This window comes from Rhodococcus sp. NPDC019647 (assembly GCF_044389235.1).
Classification (GTDB): Bacteria; Actinomycetota; Actinomycetes; order Mycobacteriales; family Mycobacteriaceae; genus Rhodococcus_F; species Rhodococcus_F oxybenzonivorans.
The window spans coordinates 287,207-312,782 of the sequence record NZ_JBIRXS010000001.1 but is presented as its reverse complement, the minus strand read 5'-3'; the positions used below and the strand labels follow the sequence as shown (position 1 = coordinate 312,782).

Genomic DNA, 25,576 nt, shown 5'->3' with positions numbered 1-25,576 from the left:
CAGGTTCCCGACAACCCGGTTCCCGGCCACCGGGATGCCCACACCCACGCGACTCGTTCTCGGCCTAGCGTCTCAGCCAGGCCACTGGTGGAACGAGAGGACGACGGCGTGGACGATCGCTCGATGGAACGGCGTCTGGACGATCTCGAGAGGGTCGAGGCCATCAAGGCGCTGAAGTACCGGTACTGGCGCGCCTGTGACGGAAAGGACCCGGACGCGTTCCGGGCCTGTTTCGTCTCGTCGGGAGCGTCGATCGACTTCGGCGTCCTCGGCCGGTTCGACGACGCTGACCGCATCACCCAGGTGTTCACGGACATCGCCCTACGGGAAGTGGACGGTCGGCCGGTCATCCTCGACATGCATCACGGCTTTCATCCCCACATCGAGTTGCACGGCGAGACCGAGGCGTCCGGCGCGTGGACGCTGGCTTTCCGTCAAGTCGATCTGCTCCACGGTACGGAGACGGTGTCCTCCGGCGAGTACGACGACGACTATCGGGTCGAGAACGGTGAATGGCGAATGTCGCGGTGCCACTACAGCGTGAGATGGTCGATAACCCGTCCGCTCGCTTCGGACACGGTGGTGGTGCAGTGACCGCCCGCGTTGCCCTGGTCACCGGGGCGAGCCGCGGCGTCGGCAAGGGTGTGGCCACGGCTCTGGGTGCGGCGGGATGGACGGTGTACCTGACCGGCCGGGGCCCCGCACCGGAAGGCAGCCCACTGGTTGGCGCTGCCGAGACGGTCTCCGACTCCGGCGGCACCGGAGTCGCCGTTGCGTGCGATCACCGGAACGACGACGACGTGCGGACCCTGTTCCGGCACATCGCCGACGAGCAGGATGGCCGGCTCGACCTGCTGGTCAACAACGTGTGGGCGAGTCCGCCAGGGTTCGGGGGATTCAGCACTCCCTTCTGGGAGCGTCCGCTCGACGACTGGGACTCCCTCATCGGCGTCGGATTGCGGGCCCACTACGTTGCGTCCGTGGAGGCTGCCCGGCTGATGGTTCCCCGGCGCCGCGGCCTGATCGCCAACATCTCGTCGTTCGGCACCCGGAGCCACCTTCATTCCGTCCTCTACGGCATGTCGAAGGCGGGGCTGGACAAGATGGCCAGTGACATGGCCGTCGAGCTGGCGCCGCACGACGTGCGGACGGTGTCCCTGTGGCCGGGGATCGTCCGGACGGAGATGATCCTCGCCAGCGGTGTCGACAGCATCGCGGGATTTCCTGTCGCGGAAGCCGAGTCGCCGCAGTTCGTCGGCCAGGTGATCTGCGGGCTCGTCGACGATCCGTCCCTCTCCGACCGCAGCGGTCACACCTTCGTGACCGCGGAACTCGCGCGCGAGTACGGAATCACCGACACGAACGGCCGCACCCCGCCGTCCCACCGGGCGGCGTTCGGCGGCGGACCCGTCTTCTGAACCGCCGCTGTCGATGCGACCGACACCGCAAGCACCCCGCCGCACTTGATCTTGCTCAGCACACCCGCGGCGGGGCAGGATAGGAACGTGCCGAAGGGTTGTCGCCGTGGACCGAGACACTGAATCTCGTCTGAGCTATTCCGATCGGGAAGGTCACCACCACACCGTGGACCTCTCCCTCGAATCGCCGCGCGTCACCATCGGACGATCGCCGGGTTCCGACCTCCCCCTCACCGAAGACGATGAGGTGTCACGACTCCACGCCGTGGTCGAATGCGTGGGCTCGCACTGGACCATTCTCGACGACGGACTGTCCCGTAACGGCACCTTCGTCAACGGCGAACGCCTCGCCGGACGGCGGCGACTACGGCAGGGCGACAGCATCCGCATCGGTGCCACCCGCATCCGCTATCAGGAGTTCGGCGGCGGACCCGACGAGGCAACCCGGATGGGCACCGACATGCCCGACGTCCGGTCTCTCACGGAGACGCAGCGCGGCGTGCTCACGGCGTTGTGCCGGCCCTACAAGCACGGTGCCGCATTCGCGAATCCGGCGTCGAATCAACAGATTGCCGAGGAGCTCTTCCTCAGCGTCGATGCGATCAAGACGCATTTGAGGACGTTGTTCGCAAAATTCGGGGTCGGGGATCTGCCGCAGAATCAGAAGCGCGTTCGCCTGGCGGAGCGGGCGATGCGCAGCGGCATCATCAACGAACGCGATCTCTGATCAGCCGACCGCCATCAGTTCACGGCCGGAGGCGGCGGGCGCGGTGTGCGCAATCCGCTCGACCAGCCCGATGATCGCGGCTGCCACATCGGCCGCACGTTCGAGAATGACGGAGTGTCCCGCCCCGTCGACACTGACCAATTGTGATGCGGGCAGCAGCGATGCCATGGCAGCGGAGTGCTGGAACGGTGTGAGCATGTCCACCGAGCCGCAGAGGACCAACGACGGGATATGCGCGAGAGCCGCGAGGGAGGCGCGCTCGTCGAAGCCGAGCAGCGACTCGAGGAAGCTGGACATCGTCACCACGGAGGTCGTGTTGACCATGGCGGCCACCAGAGCGGCGAGCCGCGGGTCGACGGGCCGATTACGTACCTCCGCCGCTTTCGCCAGTGCAGTACCGACTGTCCGGCCGAGCTTTTTCGATCCGTGCACGACCCGCGGCGCCCGCCGGACAGCGCTGCGAAGCAACGACACGGCCGGACTGCGCAGATGGCGGGCGAGGCCCGCCTCGGCGAGATCGTATGCGGCAGTCGATATCAGGGCCATCCCGACGATGCGCGAACCGATTGTGTGCGGATTCTGCCGCGCATACGACAACGCGGTCATTCCGCCCATCGAGTGTCCGACGAGAACGATCGGACCCCGGGGCGCCACCGCGTTCAGCACCGAACCGAGATCGCGACCGAGTTGGTCGATGGTATACGTCGACGCAGGGGCTTCTCCGGACTCGCCGTGCCCGCGATGATCGTAGAAGACCATGCGCACCTCGTTGCGCCAGAAGCGGACCAGCTGCTTGCGCAGCGCCCACCAGGATTCGGTGCGGAGGCAATGTCCGTGGACGAACACCACCGTGGTCGGCGCATCGGGTGAGCCGAACTCTCGCACCGCAAGAGGAATCCCGTCTTCGGTCCGGACCGTGAGCCGGCGACCATCGTGCTCGGATGAAACCGGGGTGTTCGACATGAGGGCCTCCTCGGTATCTTCGCTCGGGACGGGTGGAGTGTTACCGCTCCTCGACTGATGTCCACCTTGCCGTCCGGCAACCGAACCCTCCAGCACCCTCAGAGGTGGCGCTCGCCCCCGAAGGTGTCGTCATTTACACCCTTGGTGGGGATGACGACATGGCGAAGCCCCCTCCGAGAGGGGGCTTCCGGGACAATAGTCCACGCCGCTCGATCAGCTCGAGTCACCACCCGCGGGACCGGCTTCGATCGTCCGATGCTCACCGGCACCGAGGCTGGATACTTCGATCCGGCGCGGCTTCGCCCGTTCGGCGACCGGGATGGTCACACTCAGCACCCCGTTCTCGTACGACGCCGAAATCTTGTCGGAGTCGATACCTTCGCCGAGCGAAAGCTGCCTCCGGAATGTACCGGTGAACCGTTCCGAGGCGATCCACTGCACGTTCTCCTCGGATTGAGCGCTCCGATGAGCCGTCAGCGTGAGCGTCCCGTTGTCGACACTGACGTCGACCGATCCCGGATCGACACCGGGCAGGTCGGCGTGCAGAACATAGTGGTCGTCGACCTTGTACAGATCCATCGGCATGAATCGCGGCACCCGGGCGGAACCGACCGGAGTGCCGAGCATGCTCTTCGTCATGGATTCGAGATCACTGAAGGGGTCGAAGCGAAGCACAGCAACACACCTCCCACGTCTCCAACGGTGCCCGCCACCGCGGCGGACATCCACCATCACTGTGCACTTGAAAATTTAGCACTCGACACCCGAGAGTGCCAGCATGAATTCGTTCGAAAAATCGGCACCCGCTGGTGCCGGTCCACCGCGGAAACGCTACCCGCCGAGCGCAACCCGTAGCTGCGGCATTTCACGTGAATGTCGGCGAGTGTCTCTGCCACACCAGAATGCACTACCTACACCACCTAGGCCAGCCACCCTGGGATGGCCATCCCACACCCCTGCCGCACGACCGACGTCGCCACCACCGACCGTCGAAGGCCGCGACCAACCCCTACGGGCTCATCTCGTAGGCGCCGTCGTAACTCTCCAGCTGCGTCCACACTCGCGAGAACCGCTCGGCGTCCACGACCGGACGCCGGATCGCACCGAGCGCCCACTTCTGCTGCCCTTCGGTTGCCGACGACTTTCCGTGCAGCGCAACGGCGTAGCCGGAGAAGTCCCGAATCTGGAAGTGGAAGATCTGGTCGATCAGTTCGTGGTTCAGGTGAAGGATGTCCGCCTGCTCGAGGATCAGCTGCCCATAGACGACGAGCGAGAACAGGTGACCGAGGTCGAGGAGGAAATCGAGATCCTTCTGCTGCGCCGCATCGGGCGGAGCGGTGGTGAGCAGTTCCCGCAATGCGGTTGCCTGCTCATAGAACCGGGCCACGTTGGGAAGGTCCGAGTGCGCCTCGTATGCCTTCGTCCAATCGTGGAACCGGATCTTGCCCGCGCCGCGGGTCGGGCCCTGAGCCCAGAAGAAGGTGTCGTCGACGGCGTCGAGGCGGGTGCCGATCTCCGGGTACTCCGCGGGGTTGAGCAGGTAGTTCGGCATGAACTTCAGAATGAGTCCGACGTTGACGTGCACAGTGCCCTCGAGCTTCGGCAGGGTGCCGATCAGCTGAGCCGCCTCCCGGAAGTAGGTGTTCTTCTCGTACCCCTTCGCCGCGATCACGTCGTGCAGTAGCGCGATTACCTTCTCCCCTTCGGAGGTGACCTTCGCCTTCGTCATCGGGTTGAACAGCAGGTACCGGCGATCGTCGAGACTCGCGCTGCGGAAATAGTCGACTGCGCGGGCACTGAAGAGCTTCATCGCGATCAACCGGCTGTAGGCGTCGACGAAGTTTCCGCGCACGTGCGGAAAGTCGGTGACCGGGTTGCCGTACAGGACCCTGTTGTGGGCATGGGTGATCGACTCGTAGAAGGCGTGCTCGGAGATTCCGATCGACCCGGTGCACAGATTGAACTTCCCGACGTTGACGGTGTTCAGTGCCGCCTCGAACGCCGCCACGCCGGTGTGCAGGATGTCCTCCTCGCGCACCGGGTACTCCTCGAGCCGGAAAGTGCTGACGTACATCTGCCCGTGCACCACGTTGCCCGCGAGATGGTAGGCGGGATGCCTGCTGTCGGCGACGAAGAAGACGTACCCGTCGCTGCCCTCGACGTCGGTGCGGCGTCCGAACACCGACACCATGCCGGCGACGTTGCCGTTGCCGATGTAGTACTTGTCGCCGGTCGCGGTAAAGGCGAGGTCCCGGTCCGGATAGGGTGTGAGAAGCATGTCCGTCGAGTAGACGTCGGCGCCGTGTGCCTTCTCCGACAGACCGAAACCCAGCACCCCGCCCTCGTCGAGGAGTCGGGCGGCGCGTTCCTTCGCCGCCCGGTTCGCGCTCATCCAGATCGGACCGAGCCCCAGTACTGTGACCTGCCACGCGTACCAGTACGCCAGCCCGTAGAACCCGAAAATTTCGCTCAGCGCGGCGTTGCGCGCGGCGTCCCAGCGCTTGTCCGGGTTGCCGTCCGCGAGTTCGGCAGGAGTCAGGAAGGTCGCGAACAGCTTCTCCCGTTTCACGAACTCCAGGAATTCGGCCGGCCATACCGCCCCGAGATCGTCCTCGAGCAGCCTCTTCTTACCCCGCGCCTCGAACCAGTCGATCAGCGACCGCAGTTGCCGTCGCGTCTCGGGGTCGAAATGCTCGGGGTCGTAGGAAGTCGGGTCGAACAGCAGCGAGTTCGTCACAGCGGGCCTTTCGTCCGGACGTGTCAGGCCAAGCTAACAGTCGAGACGAAAGGCGCGCGGCGATTTGATCAGCCCCTGACGGTCTGCACGATTTCGCTCAACGCGGACTCTGCGGCAACCTCACGGCTCTCGCCGGTGAAGCGATCGCGGACCTCCACCTTTCCCTCACCCCAGCCGCGCCCGACCACCACGACCAGTGGCACGCCGAGCAGCTCGGAGTCCTTGAACTTCACGCCGGGCGAAGCCTTACGGTCGTCGAGAATGACCTCGAGTCCGGCCTTATCGAGTTGTGCCGCGAGCCCCTCCGCACCCTCACGCGCGGTGTCGTCCTTGTTGGCGATCACTACGTGCACGTCTGCGGGAGACACCTCCGCCGGCCAGCGCAAACCCTTGTCGTCGTGGTGCTGTTCCGCGATCACGGCGACGAGGCGGGACACGCCGACACCGTAGGAGCCCATCGTGGGCCGGACCGGCTTGCCGTTCTCGCCCAGAACGTCGACGGAGAACACATCCGTGTACTTGCGACCGAGCTGGAAGACGTGGCCGATCTCGATGCCACGGGCAGCCACCAGGGCACCGGCGCCGTCCGGCGACGGGTCCCCGTCTCGAACCTCCGCCGCCTCGATGGTGCCGTCCGGGGTGAAGTCGCGGCCGGCGACGAGACCCACCACGTGCTTACCCTGCTCGTCGGCGCCGGTGATCCAGCTCGTGCCGTCGACCACCCGGGGGTCCACGAGGTAGCGAACACCGTTCTCCTGCAGAGCCTTCGGTCCGATGTACCCCTTCACAAGGAACGGGTTGGCCTCGAAATCGGCCTCGGTGAGCATTTCGAACTCCGCCGGTTCCAACGACGCACCGAGGCGCTTGTCGTCGATCTCCCGGTCACCGGGGATGCCGATTCCGAGCAACTGCCACTTGCCGCCGGGCTGCCGGGTCTTGACCAGGATGTTCTTCAACGTGTCGGCGGCCGTCACGGTCCGGCCCAGGTCGGCCCCGTTGGCCCAGTCGACGAGCGTCGCGATGGTCGGTGTGTCCGGCGTGTCGTGCACCTGCGCGGGAGGAAGCCCGTCGAAGGGAATGGGCTCGGGCGCCAGCGTCTCGACGGCTTCGACGTTGGCGGCGTAGCCCGACTCGAGGCAGCGGACGTAGGTGTCCTCGCCGATCTCGCTTTCCGCCAGGAACTCTTCGGACGCACTTCCGCCCATAGCGCCCGAAGTGGCCGACACGATCACATACTTCACACCGAGACGGGTGAAGATCTTCTCGTAGGCGTCCCGGTGGGCCTGATATGAGGCGATGAGACCGTCATCGGTGAGGTCGAAGGAGTACGAGTCCTTCATGATGAATTCGCGACCACGGAGAATCCCGGCACGGGGGCGCTCCTCGTCGCGGTATTTGGTCTGCACCTGGTAGAGGGTGACCGGGAAGTCTTTGTAGGAGTTGTACTCACCCTTGACGGTGAGGGCGAACAGCTCCTCGTGAGTGGGGCCCAGCAGATAGTCGCCGCCCTTGCGGTCCTTGAGGCGGAAGAGCCCTTCGCCGTACTCGGTCCAGCGGTTGGAGGCCTCGTAGGGTTCGCGCGGCAGAAGCGCGGGCAAGGAAATCTCCTGGCCGCCGATCGCGTTCATCTCTTCCCGCACCACCCGCTCGACCTCACGCAGCACGCGCAGACCCAACGGCAGCCACGAGTACACACCGGGAGCGATACGTCGTACGTAGCCGGCACGGACCAGCAGCTTGTGGCTCGGAACCTCGGCGTCGGCGGGGTCGTCACGCAAAGTGCGGAGGAACAGGTGGGAGAGGCGGGTAATCACGGGTCATCAGAATAGTCCGCTGGTAGCCGCACCACTGCGTCGGCACGGCTTCGGCATCGATGAAGGGGCCGATCGGTAGGGTCTCCACCGTGCTGGTGTTGCTTCCTCCCTCAGAAACCAAGTCCGATGGTGGCGCCGACGCCCCCCTCGACCTGGCCGAGCTGTCCATGCCGCAGCTCACCGACACTCGAGAGGTGCTGGTGTCGGCGCTGGTGGCCCTCGCCGCCGATGCGGAGGCGTCGCAGGAGGCACTGGGCCTCGGCCCGACGCAGGCCGACGAGATCGAGCGGAACGCCAAGCTGTGGGTGTCGCCGACCCGACCGGCGTTGGAGCGATATACCGGCGTCCTGTTCGACGCGCTCGACGCGAAGTCGTTCACCAAGGCACAGAAGTCGAAGGCGCTCTCGCGCCTCGCGATGGGATCGGCACTGTTCGGCGCGGTGCGCGCGGGTGACCTGATCCCCGCCTACCGGTTGTCCGGCGGGTCGAAGCTGCCGGGTCTGGGGACCCTCCGGTCGTTGTGGAAGCCGGAATTGAGCCGCGCGATCACGGCGGAAGCGGATGGCCTCGTCGTTGATCTGCGATCCGGGACGTATCAGCAGCTCGGACCGATTCCGGACGCGGTCATCGCCACGGTGCTCACCGAGAAGCCGGACGGCACCCGCACCGTCGTGAGCCATTTCAACAAACACCACAAAGGGCTGCTCGCCCGCGCACTCACCCTTTCGCGCGCCGAACCCCAGGACGTACGCGGCGTCGCCCGCGTGGCATCGAAGGCCGGACTCCGGGTCGAGGTCGCCTCGAAGCGGGAGTTGATCATCCTCACCGACTAACCCTGTGAGTACTTGTCAACCGCGGGCGGTTAACAAGTACTCACGGGGGTCTACTCCGGTTTGACCGCCAGGACGGGCTTGCGGCAGGACAGCAGCAGGCGTTGCGCAGTGCTCCCCATCAGCAGCTTCCCGACGGGGGTGCGGTCGCGGATACCGATGACGAGCAGCTCGGCGGTCGGTGCTGTCGTCGCCTCGATGATGACGTCGACCACCTCGTCGCCGACGATTTGCCGGACCTCGTGTTCGACACCGCTGTCCGCGAGCTTCTCTTCCAGTTTCTGCAGCTGCGTGTGGTCGGCGAACGACTGATCCGCAAGAGCGTCGCCCTTCGAGGAGTTGATCACCACCAGCGACGTCCGGCGCAGCCGTGCTTCTGCGAGGCCGTGGTCGAGGGCTGCCTCTCCGTACCGGTCCGGGGTGTAACCGACGACGATCATGCGTGCGCCTTCTCTCTGGTGTCCGGGGAGTCGTCAGCGGACGGTCCCTCCGGGAGGTCGAGTGTGGGGGCGGGAAGCCGCGAACGGACGAACTTCGCGACGAGCGGGGCGAGAAGCAGAAGCGCGATGATCACGTAGACGATGATTGCCACCGGCTCGGTGAACAGACTTCCCCAGTCGCCGCCACCGAGTTGCAGACTCTGCCGCAGTTGCCGTTCGATGCGCGGACCGAGGATGACACCGATGATCAGTGGCAGCACGGGCAATCCGAATCTGCGCATCATCAAACCCATCAGGCCGAAGACCAAAAGCAGCGCCAGGTCCAGCCACTGCAGGTTCACGGCGAAGGCGCCGAGTGCAGCGAAGAACAAGATTCCCGCATACAGGTAGGGGCGCGGGGTGCGGAGCAGCTTGGCCCACAGCGGCGCGAGCGGCAGGTTCAGGACGAGCAGGAGGAAGTTGCCGATGAACAGGCTGGCGATCAACGTCCAGATGAGAAGCGGTTCCTTCTCGAACAGGGTCGGTCCGGGCTGGATTCCGTACGAGACGAAGGCTGTGAGCATGACAGCCGCGGTCGCGTTGGTGGGCAGACCGAGCGACAGCATGGGCACGAGCGTGCCCGCCGCGGAGGCGTTGTTGGCCGCCTCGGGGCCCGCGACCCCTTCGATGGCGCCCTTGCCGAATTCGTCCTTGTGCTTCGAGAGCTTCTTCTCGGTGATGTAGGACAGGAAGGTAGGGAGCTCGGCGCCACCGGCGGGGAGTGCGCCGAACGGGAATCCGTACGCGGTCCCTCGCAGCCATGGCTTCCACGACCGCTTCCAGTCCTTCTTGCCCATCCACGGCCGGCCGACCGGAATGACCTCGGCCGGTCGGCGGCGCAGGTGCGCCGCCACCCAGAGGGCTTCACCGAGCGCAAAGACTGCGACTGCCACGACGACGATATCGATGCCGTCGGACAGCTGCGGGATTCCGAACGTGGCGCGCGGTTGCCCTGTGAGGAAATCGATCCCGACCAGCCCGATCGCGAGCCCGAGCAGGAGGGAGATGCATCCACGAAGCTTCGAGCTTCCCAGCACCGCCGTGACGGCAACGAGGGCGAGCAGCATGATAGCGAGATACGAAGGGGCACCCAAGGTTACAGCGAAACTCGAGACCGCGGGGGCGAAGAGTACGAGCAGCATCGTGCCGATCGATCCGGCGACGAAGGAACCGATCGCCGCGGTCGCCAGAGCCTGCGCCGCTCGTCCTGCTCTGGCCATCTTGTTGCCTTCGATGGCCGTGATCACCGAGGACGACTCCCCCGGGGTGTTCAGCAGAATGGATGTGGTCGAGCCGCCGTACATTCCGCCGTAGTAGATGCCGGCGAACATGATGAAGGCGGCGCTCGGACTGACGTTGTAGGTGACGGGGAGCAGGAGCGCCACGGTCATGGCGGGGCCGATGCCGGGAAGGACACCGACAGCGGTACCGAGCAGGACGCCCAGGCATGCGTAGAGGAGGTTCATCGGGGTGGCTGCCTGCTCGAACCCCTGCAGCAGCCAGTTCAGATTGTCCATGTCAGAGAATTCCGTCCAGAATGCCTGCGGGCAGCGGGATTCCGAGCCCGACGTAGAACGCGTAGAAGCTACCGAAGCCGAGCACCGCGCCGATGGCGATGTTGCGTACCCAGTGGCGGCTGCCGAGAATTGTTGCCGCCCCGGCGAAGAGGAACGTTCCGGTGATCGCCCATCCGAGGAAGTCGATCAGCGCGATGGTGGCGGCGAACAGACCGACGAGCAGCCCCACCGTTCGCCAGTCACTCGACGAATCGAGGTCGACGTCCTCGCCCCCGTCGGCCTCCCCCGTGGAGCCGCGCAGGATCGCGACAGCGAGGATCGCGGCGAGGACGAGCAACCCGATGCCCACCGCCAGCGGAAACAGCCGCGGCCCGACCGGGTCCACCTTCGCGAACCCGGCACTGAGGGTCAGTGCGTCGACGATGAGGAACACGCCCACCGTGAGCATGACCGCACACACGATGAACTGTGCCAGGTCCCGTTTGCGTGGCGCCGGGACCACGTCGGGGGCGCCGGCGGGCGGTGTCACGGGCGTGGTCATGCCAACCCCAGTTCGGACAGGGTGGACGAGACCCGCTCGTCCTGGTCGCGCAGGAACTGCTCGAAATCCGGTCCCGTCATGAAGGCGTCACTCCAACCGTTCTTCACCAGGGCCTCCTTCCATTCGGGTGTGTCGTGCAACTTCTCCAGCGCCTCCACCATGTCGGCCCGGGCACTGTCCGAAAGGCCTGGGGGCGCAAGGACTCCACGCCAGTTGGTGAAGGTGAGATCGATTCCCGCCTCCGACAGCGTCGGCGCATCGACGCCCTCGACCCGTTCGCTACCCGACACCGCGAGCACGCGCACCTGACCGGCTTCGATCTGGTCGACGTACTCCCCCAGCCCCGAGGTGCCTGCGGTGATCTTCTGTCCGAGCAGCGCCGTCAACAGGTCACCTCCACCGTCGTAGGAGACGTAGTTCACTGCATTGGGGTCCACCCCTACCGCGCGGGCGGTCTCCATCGGAAACAGGTGGTCCGGTCCGCCCGGTGACGATCCCCCGCCGATCGTGACCGAGGCCGGGTCGGCCCGCCACGCCGCGACGAAGTCGTCGATGGTGCGCAACGGCGAATCCGCAGGCACCAGAATGCCTTCCTGCTCTTCCACTACCTTCGCCAATGCGGTCGCGTCGGACACCCGGGCGGACGACCCGTTGGTGTAACCGGCACCGACGACTCCGAGACCCATCATCATCATGAGATCGTCGTTGCCCAACTCGTTCATCAGTCGAGCCATGGCGACCGTTCCACCTGCACCGATGACGTTGAAGACCTCGACGCGGCCGGTAATGTCCTGATCTTCCATGATCTTCACCGCAGTCCGCGCGGTGAGGTCGTAGCCGCCGCCGGGGCTGTTCGGAACCATCATCCGCACCCTGTGCAAGCCCTCGTCCTCGCCACGGGTAACTCCGCACCCGGCCACGAGAAGGCCTACGAGCGCCAGCAGGAGCACCGCGCGTACGCTGCTTCCGCCACCTGTTCTCGCCATCGTTCCCCATTTCGCCATCGATGTGATCTTCGGCAATACTGTCCCCATTGGTGACGCACGTCACCTATGCGAACGAAATGGAACTTAAGTTCATTGTGGTCACCACGTCACCCCAGAGTGCGAAGTCTTGCCGGACAGGTCCTGCTGCTCCAGCTGGTGGTCGTCGGCGTCGTCCTTCTCGCGGTCGCTGCCGTCTCGGTTCACCAATCGACGGGGGAGTTTCGCGAACTGCAGGGCCAGCGCATGATCGCCGTTGCCGAGAACGTCGCCTCGACCCCGGTGGTGCGTGACCGCCTCTCGGACCCGTCGGTCGAGCGGGTCCTCGCCCCCGAAGTGGATCGGGCAGTCAATCTGTCGGGCGCGACACTGGCGGAGATCGTCACACCCGAAGGGGTGACGGCAGTGTCCTCCGACCCCACCCGGATCGGGCTGCCCGCGGAACTCGGCGGCAGCGACGTGCTGACCGGCCGCGCCTGGTCGGGTGATGTCGTGGTCGACGACCGGCGCGCCATCGTCGGCCACGTTCCTATCCTCACGGCCACCGGTGACGTCCTGGCAGCAGTGTCGGTCAGCGACGACTACCCGTCGACCTGGGCCCTGCTCAGCAGTGCCGGTGCGCGCCTGCTCCTCTACCTCGGGATCGGCGCCGGGCTGGGACTTCTCGGTTCGTGGCTCCTCTCACGCAGAATCAAGACACACACCCGGGGGCTGGAGATCGCCGAGATCGCCAGTCTCGCCGACCACCGGGAGGCCCTGCTTCACAGCATCCGTGAGGGCGTGGTCGCGGTGAACACCGACGGCATCATCACGCTCCTCAACGACAGCGCCCAGGATCTACTCGACCTCAGCGGTGACGTCGTCGGCAGGCACGTCGACGACGTCCCACTCGACCCGGGCGTCCGGCGGTATCTGCTCACCGGCGAGGACGGCCGTGACGTGGTGCTCTCGACGTCCTCGCGCATGCTGGCGCTCAGCCGGCGGGCCGCTACCAGCCAGGGCCACAAGATCGGCACCGTCACCACCATGCGCGACAGCACCGAACTGGCGTCGATGCAGAGCCAGCTGTCGTCCCACAAGAGCGTCACCGACACGCTGCGCGCGCAGACGCACGAATTCGCCAACCAGTTGCACACCATCTCGGGACTCACTCAGCTCGGTGACTACGACGCCGTCACCGAATTCGTCGGAACCCTCACTCGACGCCGAGCAGAGATCAGCGACGCGGTGACGCAAAGGATTTCCGATCCGGCCGTGGCCGCCCTCCTGATCGCGAAGACCTCGTTGGCGGCGGAGACCGGAGTGTCTCTGACACTGGAGCCCGATTCACGCCTCCACGCACTCGACCCCGAGCTCGCGACCGACGTCATCACCGTCGTCGGAAATCTCATCGACAATGCCGTCGACGTGTCCGAAGGTGGACCGCACGCGACGATATCGATTCGAATCACGGACGGCGACGGCATTCTGATCGAGGTCGCCGACTCGGGCCCCGGGGTACCCGAGTCGATGCGCGAGGAAATCTTCTCCCGGGGAGTCACGTCCAAGACGGGGGTGCCGGGCGGTCGCGGGATCGGGCTGGCCCTGGTGCGACTGGTCAGCGCGCAGCACGGCGGATTCGCCTCCGTGTCGGACGCGCCCGGCACCGGAGGCGCCTTGTTCACTGTCCACGTTCCCCGTAGTTAGACTCTCCGACCATGACCGTTCGGCGGAACGATGTATGAGGTGCTGGTCGTCGACGACGACTTCATGGTCGCGGAGATACACCGCCGGTTCGTCGACAAGACGCCGGGGTTCACCACCGTCGCAGTCGCGCGGACCGCAGCCGACGCCCTCGATGCCGTGCGCTCCCGTCGGCCGGATCTCGTGCTTCTCGACGTGTACTTGCCGGACATGTCCGGACTCGATGTCCTCCAGTCCCTCCGGGCGGAAGGAAATCCGGTCGGCGTGATCATGATCACGGCTGCACGAGAAATCGACACCGTCAGCAGGGCGCTGCACGGCGGCGCCTCCGACTACCTGGTGAAACCGTTCGAGTACGCCCATCTGCAGGAGAAGCTCGAGAACTTCCGGCGACGGGCACGGGCACTCGAATCGCAATCCGGCGCGGATCAGTCGTTGATCGACTCCCTGTTCGGCAGCGCAGGCAAGAACGCCGACCCGGGCCGTCTGCCCAAGGGGCTCAGCGTCGAAACCGGCAGGTTGGTCCTCGACATCGTGCAGGAGCGGGGCGAGTTGTCGTCCATGGAATGCGCCGAGCTCGCGGGACTGTCCCGGGTGAGCGTGCGCAGGTACCTCGAGCATTACCTGGCCGAGGGTTTACTCGAAGTACGCCTCGAGTACGGGGGCGCGGGCAGACCTGTTCGCCGGTACCGGCCCGTTCGCCGCTGAGGCAGTCCGGCATCAGGACAGTCTGCCGTGGCCGGTCGCTACCCCACCGGCGTGCCCGCGTCGGCGGATACCTCGTAGGCTGCGATGTCGAAACGCTGTGTCTGGCGGCGGAATCTGAAGGTGAAGTCGGGCCACAGTGTGGTGTTGTTGCCGTGCCGATCGAGGTACCAGCTGGCGCATCCGCCCGTCATCCAGACGCTGTTCGACAGCTTCTCCTGAAGGTCCCGGTTGTAATCGTCCTGAACCTCCTTGCGGACCTCGACCGTGCGAATACCGTTCTGCTCCAACGCCGCAATGGCATCGGCGACGTAGTTGATCTGCGATTCGATCATGTACACCATCGACGTGTGGCCGAGCCCCGTGTTGGGTCCGACGAGAAAGAACATGTTGGGGAAGTTGGCGACAGTCGCGCCCTTGTAGGCCTGCATACCGGCTTCACCGAAAACCTGCGCCAGACTGCGTCCGTCCCGCCCGAAGATGACCTCGAACATCGGTGAATCCGTCACCTGAAATCCGGTCGCGATGACGATGGCATCCACCGGACGCACGGTGCCGTCCCTCGTCACCACCGCATGCTCTCGTATCTCCGCGATCGGGTCGGTGACGAGTTCGACGTCGTCCCGGTCGAGGGCCGCGTAGTAGTCGTTGGAAATCAGCATTCTCTTGCAACCGATCCGGAAGTTCGGAGTGACCTTCTCACGCAGGGCCGGGTCCTTGATCTCCGTCCGGATCTTCATGCGCGCCAGCCATTCCAGCGGTTTCATGAAGACGGGTGCCTTGGCGAGACCGACCACCTGCACTTCCCGGCCTCCGTAGATTGCGGCGCGGAGCAGTCGCTGGACGCCGGGCACGTGGTGGAAGGCCCACCGCTCGATCCGGGTATAGGCCCGGTCGAATCGCGGCAGCAACCAGGGGGCGGTGCGCTGATACACGTCCAGGTGTTGCACCTGGTCGACGATGGCAGGAACGATTTGAATTGCCGATGCTCCCGTGCCGATCACTGCCACGCGTGTGCCGGTGAGGTCGGCATCGTGATTCCATTGCGCCGAGTGGAAGATCTCGCCGTCGAATATGTCGATCCCGGGAATGCTCGGCAGAGAGGGCTCGGCCAGCGCCCCGAACGCGCAGATCACGGTGTCCGCGGCGAAGTGGCCGCGGCTGGTGGTGAGCTCCCACCGCGAGACGCCGCAATTCCAGCGGGCCTCGGTCACGTCGCAATCGAAGACGTGCTTTTCGAGGACGTTGTACTGACGCGCAACCCTGCGAATGTAGTGCTGGATCTCCGGTTGTGCCGAAAACGAACGTGACCATTCGGGGTTGAGTGCGAAGGAGTAGGAGTACAGGTGCGAGGGCACGTCACAGGCGGCGCCGGGATAGGTGTTGTCGCGCCAGGTGCCCCCGACGTCACTGTCCCGCTCGAGGACGAGGAAGTCCTCCCGCCCGTCCTTGCTCAGTCGGATAGCCGCACCGAGTCCCGCGAAACCACTGCCGATGATCACCGTGCGGACGTGCCGCACGCTGTTCTCCGGAACGACGCCGACCGCTGCAGTGTCTGTTACCCGGTCATCCATATAAATGACCCTAGACAGTTACAGAACGCCAGGCACAACGATTACGGATCTTTTCGCCCGCACGCCCCGGGGAGGAAAGTCAGGACTGCTGCGCTGCCTTTTCGGCCGCTTGCGCCTGCGCAACCTGTTCCGGAGTGAACCGGATGAACAGTGCCGCCAGACCGGCGATCAGGGCACAGACGGCGCTGCCTACCAGGGCGAAGGTGTAGCCCTCACCGAGCGCAGTGATCTGCGCCGGCGTCATGTCGGCGATCTTGCCCGACACCCCACCGAGGGACAGCGTGCGGGACGTCGCCATCGCCCCGATCAGGGCGAGGGCGAGCGGGCCGCCGAGCGTCTGCGCGACCTGAGCAATGGCGGCCACCGGTCCGATCTCGGTTTCCGGCACTCCCGCGATGGCGCACAGAGGAAGCGGAACAACGGCAAGTCCGACGCCGAAACCGATTCCCACGACCGGCACGAACAGGTTGGCCGGATACGTCGCCGACGCGTCCAGGGTGGAACCGTAGAGCAGGCCCACCACCATGATGGCCGCCCCGGCGATCACCAGCCAGCGCGGCTGGATGCGGACGGCGAGTTTCGACGCCACGAAGGCCGCGGCTCCCAGACCGAACGCGAACGGGATGAAGGCCAGGCCCGCTTCGAGTGGGCTGTAACCGAGGATGTCCTGGACGAACAGCGCCACGAAGGCGGCGACTGTGAACATCACGGCGCCTGCGAAGAAGATGGCGACGAAGGTGGCCACCCTGTTCTTGTCGGTGAACAGCGAGAAGGGAAGCAACGGGTTGTCGGCGGTGCGCTCGACGTACAGGAACGCGACGAACAGCAGCAGACCCGCAATGAGCGCACCGATCACGAAGGGACTGGTCCACCCCAGTTCCGGACCCTCGGTGAGAGCGAACACCACACCGGTTGCCGCGACCGTCGCCAGAACGGCGCCCGGTACGTCCAGCGCCAGGCGCTCACCGGCCGTCTCCTTCAACGACGTGAAGGCGAACAGCACGATGACCACACCGATGGGCACGTTGATGAGGAAGATCAGCCGCCACGACACTTCGGTGAGTGCACCGCCGATGATCAGCCCCGCAATCGATCCGATCCCCGTCATTGCAGCGAAGATCGCAATGGCCTGGTTGCGCGCGGGACCGGCGGCGAACGTCGTGGCCACCAGGGCCAGCGCGGTGGGCGAGGCCACCGCAGCACCCACACCCTGCAGGAAGCGGGCACCGATCAGCATGAATTCGTTGACCGCGAGGCCGCACAACAAGGAGGCGACGGTGAAGAGCGCGACGCCGCCGATGAACATCTTCTTCCGGCCGAAGGCGTCCCCCAGCCGGCCCCCGAGGAGCATGAGCCCACCGAACGCCAAGGCATAGGAGGTCAGCACCCAGTTACGGCCGCTGTCGGTGAGACCGAGGTCTGCCTGCAGGGGGGCCAGGGCCAGGTTGGCGACGGTCCCGTCGAGGACCACCATCATCTGCAAGCCGCTCAGGACGATGATGGCGAGACCCAGCACGCGGGTCGCCGCGGCCGGGACCGCTGGGGCATCTGCCGCAGAGTTCACTGAAGCAGATTTCGGCACTCGGGAATCAGACACGAGCGTTCACGTTACCCAGCGTCCACGCTAAACCCTGCCACCGGTCCGATGACCACGATGGCGGGCGGCCGAATCTGCTCTTCCTTCACCCGGGCCGCGACACTCTGCAGATCCGCGCGGAGCGTGCGCTGAGTGCGCAGTGTGCCCTCCTGGATGACGGTGACCGGGGTATCCACGGGCCTGCCGCCCGCCATCAGGACCGTCGCGAACGCGTCGATGCGTTCGACCGCCATCAGCAACACGATGGTGCCCTTCAGCCGCGCCAGCGCCGACCAGTCGACGAGAGAATCGGGATGGTCGGGAGCCACATGCCCGCTCACGACCACGAACTCGTGGGTCACTCCTCGGTGGGTCACCGGAATTCCGGCGGCCGACGGGACCGAGATCGCGCTGGTGATACCGGGGACGACCGTGACGGGGACGCCTGCTGCCGCGCACGCCTCGAGCTCTTCGTACCCCCGTCCGAACACGTAGGGGTCGCCGCCCTTGAGACGAACCACGAACTTGCCCGCCTTGGCGTTGTCGATCAGGGCGGCGTTGATGGCTTCCTGCGCCATCGCGCGGCCGTACGGAATCTTCGCAGCATCGATCACGTCGACATCGGGACCGAGTTCGGCCAGAAGCTCCGGCGGCGCCAGGCGATCGGCCACCACGACGTCGGCGCGCGACAGCAGTCGACGGCCACGGACGGTGATGAGGTCGGGGTCGCCGGGGCCTCCGCCTACCAGCGCCACACCGGCTGCGGGCGCCTCGTCGGTGTCGGGAACGACTCCGGACTGCAGGCCCTCCACCAGTGCGTTTCTCACGGCCGCGGAGCGGCGGTGATCGCCGCCCGCCAGCACACCGATGCTCAAGCCGTCGTAGCCCGCACTGGCCGGGGTGACGGCCGTGCCGTACCGGGCGTTGTCTGCCCGGACACAGAACACCCTGTTCCGTTCGGCCTCGGCGACGATCGCCGCATTGGTGTCGGGTTCGTCCGTGCACGCGATGGCGTACCAGGCGCCGTCGAGGTCACCGTCCCGATAGTCGCGCAATTCCAGGGTGATCTGACCGGACGTCGCCATCCCCTCGACCGCGGGGGTGACGGCGCGGCTGATCAGGTGCACGCGTGCTCCCGATGCGATGAGCAGGCCCAGTCGACGCTGTGCGACGCTTCCGCCACCGATCACGACCACACGGCGATCGGTCAAATTGAGGCCGACCAGGTAGTTGGTCTCGTCTCCGGTGGCGGCAGTCACGCGCTATCCCCGTTTCTCCAGATTTTCCGGTAAGTCTTGTCTCGAACCTACGAAACTTTACGGGCTGCCGCGACGACGACGCCATTCGCGGACCGTTTGGGAATGATCAGTGGCCCGCCGCCGGCGCTCAGTACCGCCGCCGCCTCCGCGATACTCGGTGAACCGGTGTGTGCATGCACCACGTCGGACGGGTGTGGGACGACGACGGCAGCGAGAGTCTCAGTGTCGAATCCGAGGACCGGAACCCCGAGTGCCGCGGCCGCACCCACGACGGCAGGCGCGTTCGCCTTGCGGTCGAGAGTGCCCAGGCAGATCACTGTCACGGGCGCCTCGACGCTCGCGGACTCCAACGCCGCGCGCACCGCCGAGACGATGTCGGCGCTCGACGCACTCGTGCGGAACCCGACGCCCACGCAGACCTCAACCACGGTCGGCGAAGTCGCGGGCGGCGCTCACGAACCGCGCGACAGCGGTGGGGTGTCCCGCCGGATGCGTGTGAAGGTACGACGCGTGAATGCCCCCTCCGGCGAAACCTTCACGCGCGGGTGCACCGTCCCACGGCCGCCATCCCCACGCCGGCGCATAGCCGGGCGCCTCTGCCCGGGTGAGCGACGTTCGATGAAATTCGTGCCCCACCACCCGCTCGCCCGCAGCGAAGAGCGGCGAATCGGTCAATGCCACGGCATCGCGGTAGCCCAGAGTCAGGCGTGAGCCGAACGAGGCGTCGACATCGATGACCGATGCCATCGCCGAACCGTCGAGGCTACGCGCGAGATACAGCAGTCCTGCGCATTCGGCGTGTATCGGTGCGCCGCCGTCGGCGAGTGCGCGTATCTGTGCGAGGAGGCGCCCGTTCCCGGCGAGCGCGGCGGCATGCTCTTCCGGGAAGCCGCCCGGAAGGACGACTCCGGACGTGTCCGCGGGCAGTTCGTCGTGCAGCGGGTCGAAGGTCACGACGCGCGCCCCGGCCGCCGCGAGCAGTTCTCGATGTTCGGCGTACCCGAAAGTGAAGGCCCGGCCGCCGGCGATTGCCACCGTCGGGCGAGCACCGGCGGGCACCTCACCCACCTCGACGGTGGGATCCCACGCCGGTCCGTCGACCGCAGAGCTTGCGAGCGCCCGGATCGCCGCCAGATCGAGATGCCGGGCGGCCAGCCGAGTCATTGCCTCCACGGCCTGCATGGCAGCGGCGCCGTGTTCGGCAGCGGGAATGAGGCCCAGATGCCGGCTCGGCACTTCCAGCTCCGCCATCCGGGGAACCGCGCCCAGCACGGGGAGCCCGACACGCTCGCTCGCCTGCCGCAGCACTTCCTCGTGCCGGGCGCTTCCGACCCGGTTGAGGATCACACCGCCGATGCGCACCGACGCGTCGTACGTCGAAAATCCGTGAAGCACAGCGGCCAGAGACTGGCTGTGCCCGCGGGCATCGACCACCAGCACGACGGGAGCGCCGAGCAGTGCCGCGACCTGTGCTGTCGACCCCTCGGCCGACGGCTCCGCAGACGCGGCGTCGATCTTGCCGTCGAACAATCCCATGACACCCTCGACCACGGCGATGTCGCACTCGGTGCTCCCATGACGGTAGAGCGGGCCGATTCGGTTGGCTCCCACCATCACCGGGTCGAGATTGCGTCCGGGCCGACCCGCGGCCAAGGCATGGTAGCCGGGATCGATGTAGTCGGGGCCGACCTTGAACGGCGCCACCGCATTTCCCGACTGACCCAGCGCACCCATCAAGCCCGTGGCGACTGTCGTCTTTCCGCTCCCCGAGGCGGGGGCCGCAATGACTACGGCGGGAACCGCGGAGTGCGCAGTCACCACTCGATGCCTCGCTGGCCCTTGCGGCCGGCGTCCATCGGATGGGCGATCTTCGTCATTTCCGTCACGAGGTCGGCCGCGTCGATCAACGCCTGTGGGGCATCCCTGCCTGTGATGACGACGTGCTGAGCACCCGGCCGGTCACGCAGCACCGCGACGACCTCGTCGACGTCCACCCACCCCCATTTGAGGGGATAGGTGAACTCGTCGAGCACATAGAAACGGTGTTCCTCGGCAGCGAGCCGCCGGGCGATTTCACGCCATCCCTCGGCAGCGGCCGCGGCATGGTCTTCCTCGGAGCCGTGCTTCCGCGCCCACGACCAGCCCTCACCCATCTTGTGCCATTGGACCGCGCCGCCGACCCCGGTGTCCTCGTGAAGTTGCCCCAGGGCACGGAACGCCGCCTCCTCCCCCACCTTCCACTTGGCGCTCTTCACGAACTGGAACACCCCGACATCGAAGCCCTGGTTCCACGCACGCAACGCCATCCCGAAAGCCGCGGTGGATTTTCCCTTACCCGGGCCGGTGTGGACCGCGAGTATCGGTGCGTTCCTTCGCTGCCGTGTGGTGAGGCCGTCGTTCGGGACGTTCTCGGGAACACCTTTGGGCATGTCCTACTCTCCTACCGTTCGATAACACCCGGCTTCTTGTATGCCGGTTCCGTTACGTCGAATGTCGTTAAGCCGCAGCGCGGACGACACCTGCGACGTGCTGCGCGGAGAGTTCACCGAGTCGGACGTACCCACCACGCAGATGCCGGGCGAGTTCTGCCGCCAGACCGAGCCGGACCATTCCGGTCTCGCAATCCACTACCACCGAGGCGACTGCACTGTCGGCGAGCAACCCTGCCGCCACTCTGGCGCGGTGCAGAGCGTCCTTGCCGCCCGTGGCCCGGCCGTCGGTGAGTGTGACCACGAGCGCCCGCCGTTGCGGGTCACGGAGCCGCTCACGCAATACCACCTGCCGAGCCCGCAGAAAGCCTTCCGCCAGAGGCGATTTACCGCCCGTGCGCATCCCGCGCAGCCGACGGACCGCGATGTCCACCGACGATGTCGGTGGCAGAACCAATTCGGCGTCTCGTCCACGCACGGTGATGACGGCCACCTTGTCCCGGCGCTGATAGGCATCGCGCAGGAGTGAGACGACGGCCCCGGTGACCGCGGACAGCCGATCTCGTGCCGCCATCGAGCCGGACGCGTCCACGACGAACACCACGAGGTTTCCCTCGCGGCCTTCTCGGACAGCGCCTCGCAGGTCGGCCGAGTCCAGAATCATCCGGCCCGCCGTGCGTCCGCGAGCGGCCTGCCGTTCCGCTGCCGCGAACAGCGTGCCCACGAGGTGCAGGCCGTGACCTTGCTCGCTCGCCGCCCGCACAGCTCGACCACGCGACGAGCGGGAACGCGAGCGCCGACCCGGCGCGCCTTCACCGACACCGGGAATCTCGAGCAGCTTGGTGGTGAACTGCGAGCCCGCCGGCCCGGAAGGCCGCTCCGGCGGCGGCGCTCCGCCCCCGGGTCCGCCCGGGTCGTCGGGTCCGTCGGGATCCTCCGCGGCCTCGCCCGCGGTCGGCTCGGACGAATCCTCGCTCGACGGTGCTTCGGCGGGCGGTTCGTCGGCCGCCGCCCTGGTGTCCTCGTCGGCCTGACGCAACGCCTCGTCGAGTTGATCCTGGTCGAGGCCCGGCTCGTCGAACGGGTCCCGCCTGCGCCGGTGCGGCAACGTCAACTCCGCAGCAACCCGCACGTCCTCTGCCGTCACGGCGTCCGCACCGCGCCAGGCGGCGTGCGCGGTGGCCGTGCGAGCGAGGACGAGATCGGCGCGCATACCGTCGACGTCGAACGAGGCGCACAGGAACGCGATCCGGCGCAGTTCGGTGTCGTCGAGCTGCACCGAATCGAGTCGATTGCGAGCTTCCAGGATGGCGGTAGCCAGAGCGTGATCCCGCTCGGCATAGCGAGCGGCGAACGTCTGCGGGTCGCGTTCGAAGTCGAGGCGCCGCCGCACCACCTCCATCCGCACATCGACGTCACGCGATGCAGCGACATCGACAGCGAGGCCGAAACGGTCCAGAAGCTGCGGCCGCAGTTCGCCTTCTTCTGGATTCATGGTGCCCACCAGAACGAACCGAGCCGGATGCGAATGGGAGATGCCGTCCCGCTCGATATGCACCCGGCCCATCGCTGCGGCGTCGAGAAGAACGTCGACCAGATGATCGTGCAGCAGATTCACTTCATCGACATAGAGAACGCCCTGATGGGCAGCGGACAGCAGGCCCGGACGAAAGGCGCGTTCACCGTCGCGCAGAACTTTCTCGAGGTCAAGTGAACCGACCACACGGTCTTCGGTGGCTCCCACCGGCAACTCGACCAGCCGCGCGGGCCGCGGGCCGTTCTCGTCACGGACCGCCGGCAACAACGTGGTGAGCGCCCGGACGACCGTCGACTTGGCCGTGCCCTTCTCGCCCCGCACCAGGACGCCGCCGATGCCCGGGTGGACGGCGCACAGGACGAGCGCCAGACGCAGCTGGTCCTGGCCGACCACCGCACTGAACGGGAAACCCGTCGAGGAGTCCCGTGGAGACTGGTCCACGTCACGGTTCGTGCGCACGATGCATCCCTTCACGCCCCGGTTTCCTCGCCGAGAGCTGTTGGCTGGTACGAATGCCGCGGCGATCTGGCTGGGACTTCCGATTCGCCGCGCCCGTGGCAGCAGCGAATCAGAGATCCGTCACAGTGGCGGGACCGCGCCTGATTGGAACAGGACTTCCCCGCGGACATTCCTTCGCCGACCCTAGTCGGCGCTCACCGGCCCGCCGTCGACGGGGCACCCTGCGCATCCGATACCGACGCCGTATCCCCCGCACCGCGGGGCGCCCCACCACCACGCTTCATGGGCACGTGCGGGATACCGTCCTCGACGAACTCCTCGCCATCCGGCGTGAATCCGTGCTTCGCATACATATCCACCAGGTAGGTCTGGGCGTTGATCCGGCAGGGAGCGGACCCCACCTCAGCGAGCGCCGCACGCAGGAGACGGGTGGTATGGCCCTGCCCACGCGCGGGCCGCGACGTGCACAGTCGTCCTATGCGGAACGAGGTGGTGCCGTCGCCGTGCTCCTCGAGCAACCGGAGCGTACAGACCACCTGACCGTCCTGCTCCAACCAGAAATGGCGCGTCTCCGCCAGCAGATCCTGCCCGTCCAGCTCCGGGTACGGGCAGGCCTGCTCCACGACGAACACCTCGACTCGAAGCTTCAGCAACTCATAGAGCGTCTTGTTGTCGAGATCGAGTGCCCACGAACGCTTCAGTGCTGCAGTTGCCGTCATGACAAGCAACTATGGCACAGGCCCGCTCGGCGCGCGCCCGCAGCCGAACCCGCCCGTCGTCGTCAGACCGCGGCGACCGAGGCCTCTTCCACCGCGATGGTATCGAGCTGAAGAACCTTGGACGTGTGCTCCCAGACCTGCGCGAACAGCCCCGGTTCGTCAGTGAGCTTCACCCCCAGCGACGGCACCATTTCCTGCAGCTTCGGCTTCCAGGACTCGTACCGGTCCGGGAAGCAGCGCTCGAGCACGTCGAGCATGGCCGGCACAGCCGTGGACGCGCCGGGAGACGCACCGAGCAGACCGGCGATGCTGCCGTCCGCGGCATTGACCACGGCGGTGCCGAACTCGAGGACACCGCCCTTGCCCTTGGCCCGCCGGATGACCTGGACACGCTGGCCGGCGGTGATCAGTTCCCAATCCTTACCGACGGCCTTGGGTACGAACTCGCGCAGCGTGTCGATGCGTCCGGCCTCCGACTTCGTGAGCTCGCTGATCAGGTATTTGACCAGGCCGAGTTCACTGACACCGACGCCGAGCATCGACAGAAGGTTGTCGGGCTTGACCGAACCGGGGAGGTCGGTGACGCGACCTTCCTTGAGGAATTTGGGTGACCAGCCGGCGTAAGGGCCGAACAGCAGTCCGGGCTTGCTACCGATCACCCGGGTATCGAGGTGCGGCACCGACATGGGCGGAGCGCCCACGGCAGCCTTGCCGTACACCTTGGCGCGGTGCTGGTCGATGAGTTCCGGATTGGTGCAGCGCAGGAAGGCTCCGCTGACCGGAAATCCACCGAAGCCCTTGGCCTCGGAGATACCCGACTTCTGCAGGAGATGCAGGGCACCGCCGCCGGCGCCGACGAAGACGAACTTGCTGCGCACCACCTTTTTGGCACCGTTGCGGCGGTTGGTGACCTTGACGACCCAGCTGCCGTCGGACTGCTTGGTGAGATCGGTGACCTCGTGACCGAAATGCACGATGCCGCCGGATGCACCGACGTAGCCGAGAAGCTGCTTGGTGAGGGCACCGAAGTCGACGTCGGTGCCGTTCTCGGTCCAGTTCAGCGCGATCGGATCGCTGTAGTCGCGGCCCTTCGCCATCAACGGCAGGCGGCGGGCGAACTCGACAGGATCCTCCACGTATTCCATGCCCGCGAAGAGAGGGTGTCCGGCGAGCGCGTCGTAACGGGCGCGCAGATACTTCACGTTTGCCTCGCCGTGCACGAAGCTGACGTGGGGAATCGGGTTGATGAATTCCTTCGGCTTGGTCAGGACGCCGTTCTCCACGGCGTGCGCCCAGAACTGGCGCGACACCTGGAACTGCTCGTTGACGTTGACGGCCTTCGCGATCTCGACGGTGCCGTCGGGGTTCTCGGGTGTGTAGTTGAGTTCACACAACGCGGAGTGACCGGTGCCGGCGTTGTTCCACGGGTCACTACTCTCGGCCGCGACGGCGTCGAGCCGTTCGAAGGTGGTGATCGACCAGTCGGGCTGCACCTGCCGCAGGATCGCCCCCAACGTCGCGCTCATGATGCCCGCGCCCACCAGCACTACATCCGTCTTCGTCTCTACCGCGTTCTGATCTGACACTGGAGAATCGACTTCCTTGTCCATTAGCCGTGCGCGCATC

Annotated in this window: 23 protein-coding genes; 6 read left to right on the top strand and 17 right to left on the bottom strand. The window is 66.2% G+C overall.

Translation table 11 applies throughout. The features are described from left to right. The first annotated feature begins 108 nt into the window (after positions 1–108). The 3 genes from ACH49N_RS01530 (at position 109) to ACH49N_RS01520 (ending at position 2,145) form a co-directional block, all read left to right on the top strand. Positions 109–594 carry a nuclear transport factor 2 family protein gene (locus ACH49N_RS01530; protein WP_358270465.1) on the top strand — a complete coding sequence of 162 codons (486 nt, stop codon included), beginning with the start codon at positions 109–111 and terminating at the stop codon, positions 592–594. Further along, positions 591–1,418: an SDR family NAD(P)-dependent oxidoreductase gene (locus ACH49N_RS01525; RefSeq protein WP_358270466.1), complete on the top strand. Its 828-nt coding sequence runs from the start codon at positions 591–593 to the stop codon at positions 1,416–1,418. Before ACH49N_RS01530 ends, ACH49N_RS01525 begins: the two co-directional genes overlap by 4 nt. 106 nt (positions 1,419–1,524) lie before the next feature. Further along, positions 1,525–2,145, top strand: coding sequence for an FHA domain-containing protein (locus ACH49N_RS01520; RefSeq protein WP_159926242.1), 621 nt, complete (start codon positions 1,525–1,527; stop codon positions 2,143–2,145). Here the strand turns inward: ACH49N_RS01520 and ACH49N_RS01515 are convergent, their stop codons facing one another. From ACH49N_RS01515 to ACH49N_RS01500, 4 genes are all read right to left on the bottom strand, one after another. Next, positions 2,146–3,108, bottom strand: coding sequence for an alpha/beta hydrolase (locus tag ACH49N_RS01515; RefSeq protein WP_358270467.1), 963 nt, complete (start codon positions 3,106–3,108; stop codon positions 2,146–2,148). It abuts the gene before it with no gap. 213 nt (positions 3,109–3,321) lie between these two features. After that, positions 3,322–3,783: an Hsp20/alpha crystallin family protein gene (locus tag ACH49N_RS01510; protein WP_159926238.1), complete on the bottom strand. Its 462-nt coding sequence runs from the start codon at positions 3,781–3,783 to the stop codon at positions 3,322–3,324. 334 nt (positions 3,784–4,117) lie between these two features. After that, positions 4,118–5,845: an acyl-CoA dehydrogenase family protein gene (locus ACH49N_RS01505; protein WP_358270468.1), complete on the bottom strand. Its 1,728-nt coding sequence runs from the start codon at positions 5,843–5,845 to the stop codon at positions 4,118–4,120. A 68-nt stretch (positions 5,846–5,913) separates the two neighbouring features. After that, positions 5,914–7,659, bottom strand: coding sequence for a proline--tRNA ligase (locus ACH49N_RS01500; protein WP_358270469.1), 1,746 nt, complete (start codon positions 7,657–7,659; stop codon positions 5,914–5,916). A gap of 89 nt (positions 7,660–7,748) precedes the next feature. Here ACH49N_RS01500 and yaaA point away from each other — a divergent pair, with 89 nt between their 5' ends. Continuing rightward, positions 7,749–8,492 (top strand): peroxide stress protein YaaA, encoded by a 744-nt coding sequence (yaaA, locus tag ACH49N_RS01495; RefSeq protein WP_358270471.1) that lies wholly within the window; start codon positions 7,749–7,751, stop codon positions 8,490–8,492. 50 nt (positions 8,493–8,542) lie between these two features. Here yaaA and ACH49N_RS01490 read toward each other — a convergent pair whose 3' ends face one another. From ACH49N_RS01490 to ACH49N_RS01475, 4 genes are read right to left on the bottom strand one after another with little or no spacing between them, the layout of a single operon-like run. Continuing rightward, positions 8,543–8,929, bottom strand: a complete 387-nt coding sequence (locus tag ACH49N_RS01490; protein ID WP_159926230.1) for a universal stress protein — start codon at positions 8,927–8,929, stop codon at positions 8,543–8,545. Then, the gene (locus tag ACH49N_RS01485) at positions 8,926–10,485 is read right to left on the bottom strand and encodes a tripartite tricarboxylate transporter permease (protein WP_358270472.1); all 1,560 of its coding nucleotides are present in this window, start codon (positions 10,483–10,485) and stop codon (positions 8,926–8,928) included. Before ACH49N_RS01485 ends, ACH49N_RS01490 begins: the two co-directional genes overlap by 4 nt. Position 10,486: 1 nt before the next feature. Further along, on the bottom strand, positions 10,487–11,026 hold the full coding sequence (locus tag ACH49N_RS01480; RefSeq protein ID WP_358270473.1) for a tripartite tricarboxylate transporter TctB family protein: 540 nt from the start codon (positions 11,024–11,026) through the stop codon (positions 10,487–10,489). After that, positions 11,023–12,012, bottom strand: a complete 990-nt coding sequence (locus tag ACH49N_RS01475; RefSeq protein WP_358270752.1) for a tripartite tricarboxylate transporter substrate-binding protein — start codon at positions 12,010–12,012, stop codon at positions 11,023–11,025. The genes ACH49N_RS01480 and ACH49N_RS01475 overlap by 4 nt, the downstream gene beginning before the upstream one ends. A gap of 66 nt (positions 12,013–12,078) precedes the next feature. On the opposite strand from ACH49N_RS01475, the gene ACH49N_RS01470 reads away from it, so the two are divergent. Next, entirely contained in the window at positions 12,079–13,695 is a 1,617-nt protein-coding gene (locus tag ACH49N_RS01470) for an ATP-binding protein (RefSeq protein ID WP_358270474.1), read from the top strand. Positions 13,696–13,725: 30 nt separating this feature from the next. Next, positions 13,726–14,400, top strand: coding sequence for a response regulator (locus tag ACH49N_RS01465; RefSeq protein ID WP_159926222.1), 675 nt, complete (start codon positions 13,726–13,728; stop codon positions 14,398–14,400). Positions 14,401–14,438: 38 nt separating this feature from the next. Here ACH49N_RS01465 and ACH49N_RS01460 read toward each other — a convergent pair whose 3' ends face one another. The 9 genes from ACH49N_RS01460 to mqo all read right to left on the bottom strand — a co-directional run bounded on the left by ACH49N_RS01460 (position 14,439) and on the right by mqo (position 25,560). After that, positions 14,439–15,971 carry an NAD(P)/FAD-dependent oxidoreductase gene (locus ACH49N_RS01460; RefSeq protein ID WP_358270475.1) on the bottom strand — a complete coding sequence of 511 codons (1,533 nt, stop codon included), beginning with the start codon at positions 15,969–15,971 and terminating at the stop codon, positions 14,439–14,441. Positions 15,972–16,050: 79 nt separating this feature from the next. Next, positions 16,051–17,448 carry an MFS transporter gene (locus ACH49N_RS01455; protein ID WP_358270753.1) on the bottom strand — a complete coding sequence of 466 codons (1,398 nt, stop codon included), beginning with the start codon at positions 17,446–17,448 and terminating at the stop codon, positions 16,051–16,053. Positions 17,449–17,579: 131 nt separating this feature from the next. Then, on the bottom strand, positions 17,580–18,806 hold the full coding sequence (cobA, locus tag ACH49N_RS01450; protein WP_159926201.1) for a uroporphyrinogen-III C-methyltransferase: 1,227 nt from the start codon (positions 18,804–18,806) through the stop codon (positions 17,580–17,582). 47 nt (positions 18,807–18,853) lie between these two features. Beyond that, positions 18,854–19,219 (bottom strand): cobalamin biosynthesis protein, encoded by a 366-nt coding sequence (locus ACH49N_RS01445; protein WP_358270476.1) that lies wholly within the window; start codon positions 19,217–19,219, stop codon positions 18,854–18,856. A gap of 7 nt (positions 19,220–19,226) precedes the next feature. Next, on the bottom strand, positions 19,227–20,627 hold the full coding sequence (locus ACH49N_RS01440; protein ID WP_358270477.1) for a cobyrinate a,c-diamide synthase: 1,401 nt from the start codon (positions 20,625–20,627) through the stop codon (positions 19,227–19,229). After that, positions 20,621–21,235: a cob(I)yrinic acid a,c-diamide adenosyltransferase gene (gene cobO, locus ACH49N_RS01435; protein ID WP_109330876.1), complete on the bottom strand. Its 615-nt coding sequence runs from the start codon at positions 21,233–21,235 to the stop codon at positions 20,621–20,623. The genes ACH49N_RS01440 and cobO overlap by 7 nt, the downstream gene beginning before the upstream one ends. 67 nt (positions 21,236–21,302) lie before the next feature. Beyond that, on the bottom strand, positions 21,303–23,231 hold the full coding sequence (locus ACH49N_RS01430) for a magnesium chelatase subunit D family protein (protein WP_397504357.1): 1,929 nt from the start codon (positions 23,229–23,231) through the stop codon (positions 21,303–21,305). A gap of 194 nt (positions 23,232–23,425) precedes the next feature. Then, the gene (locus tag ACH49N_RS01425; RefSeq protein ID WP_159926192.1) at positions 23,426–23,950 is read right to left on the bottom strand and encodes a GNAT family N-acetyltransferase; all 525 of its coding nucleotides are present in this window, start codon (positions 23,948–23,950) and stop codon (positions 23,426–23,428) included. A gap of 62 nt (positions 23,951–24,012) precedes the next feature. After that, positions 24,013–25,560, bottom strand: coding sequence for a malate dehydrogenase (quinone) (gene mqo / locus ACH49N_RS01420; RefSeq protein WP_213577905.1), 1,548 nt, complete (start codon positions 25,558–25,560; stop codon positions 24,013–24,015). Positions 25,561–25,576: the final 16 nt, after the last annotated feature.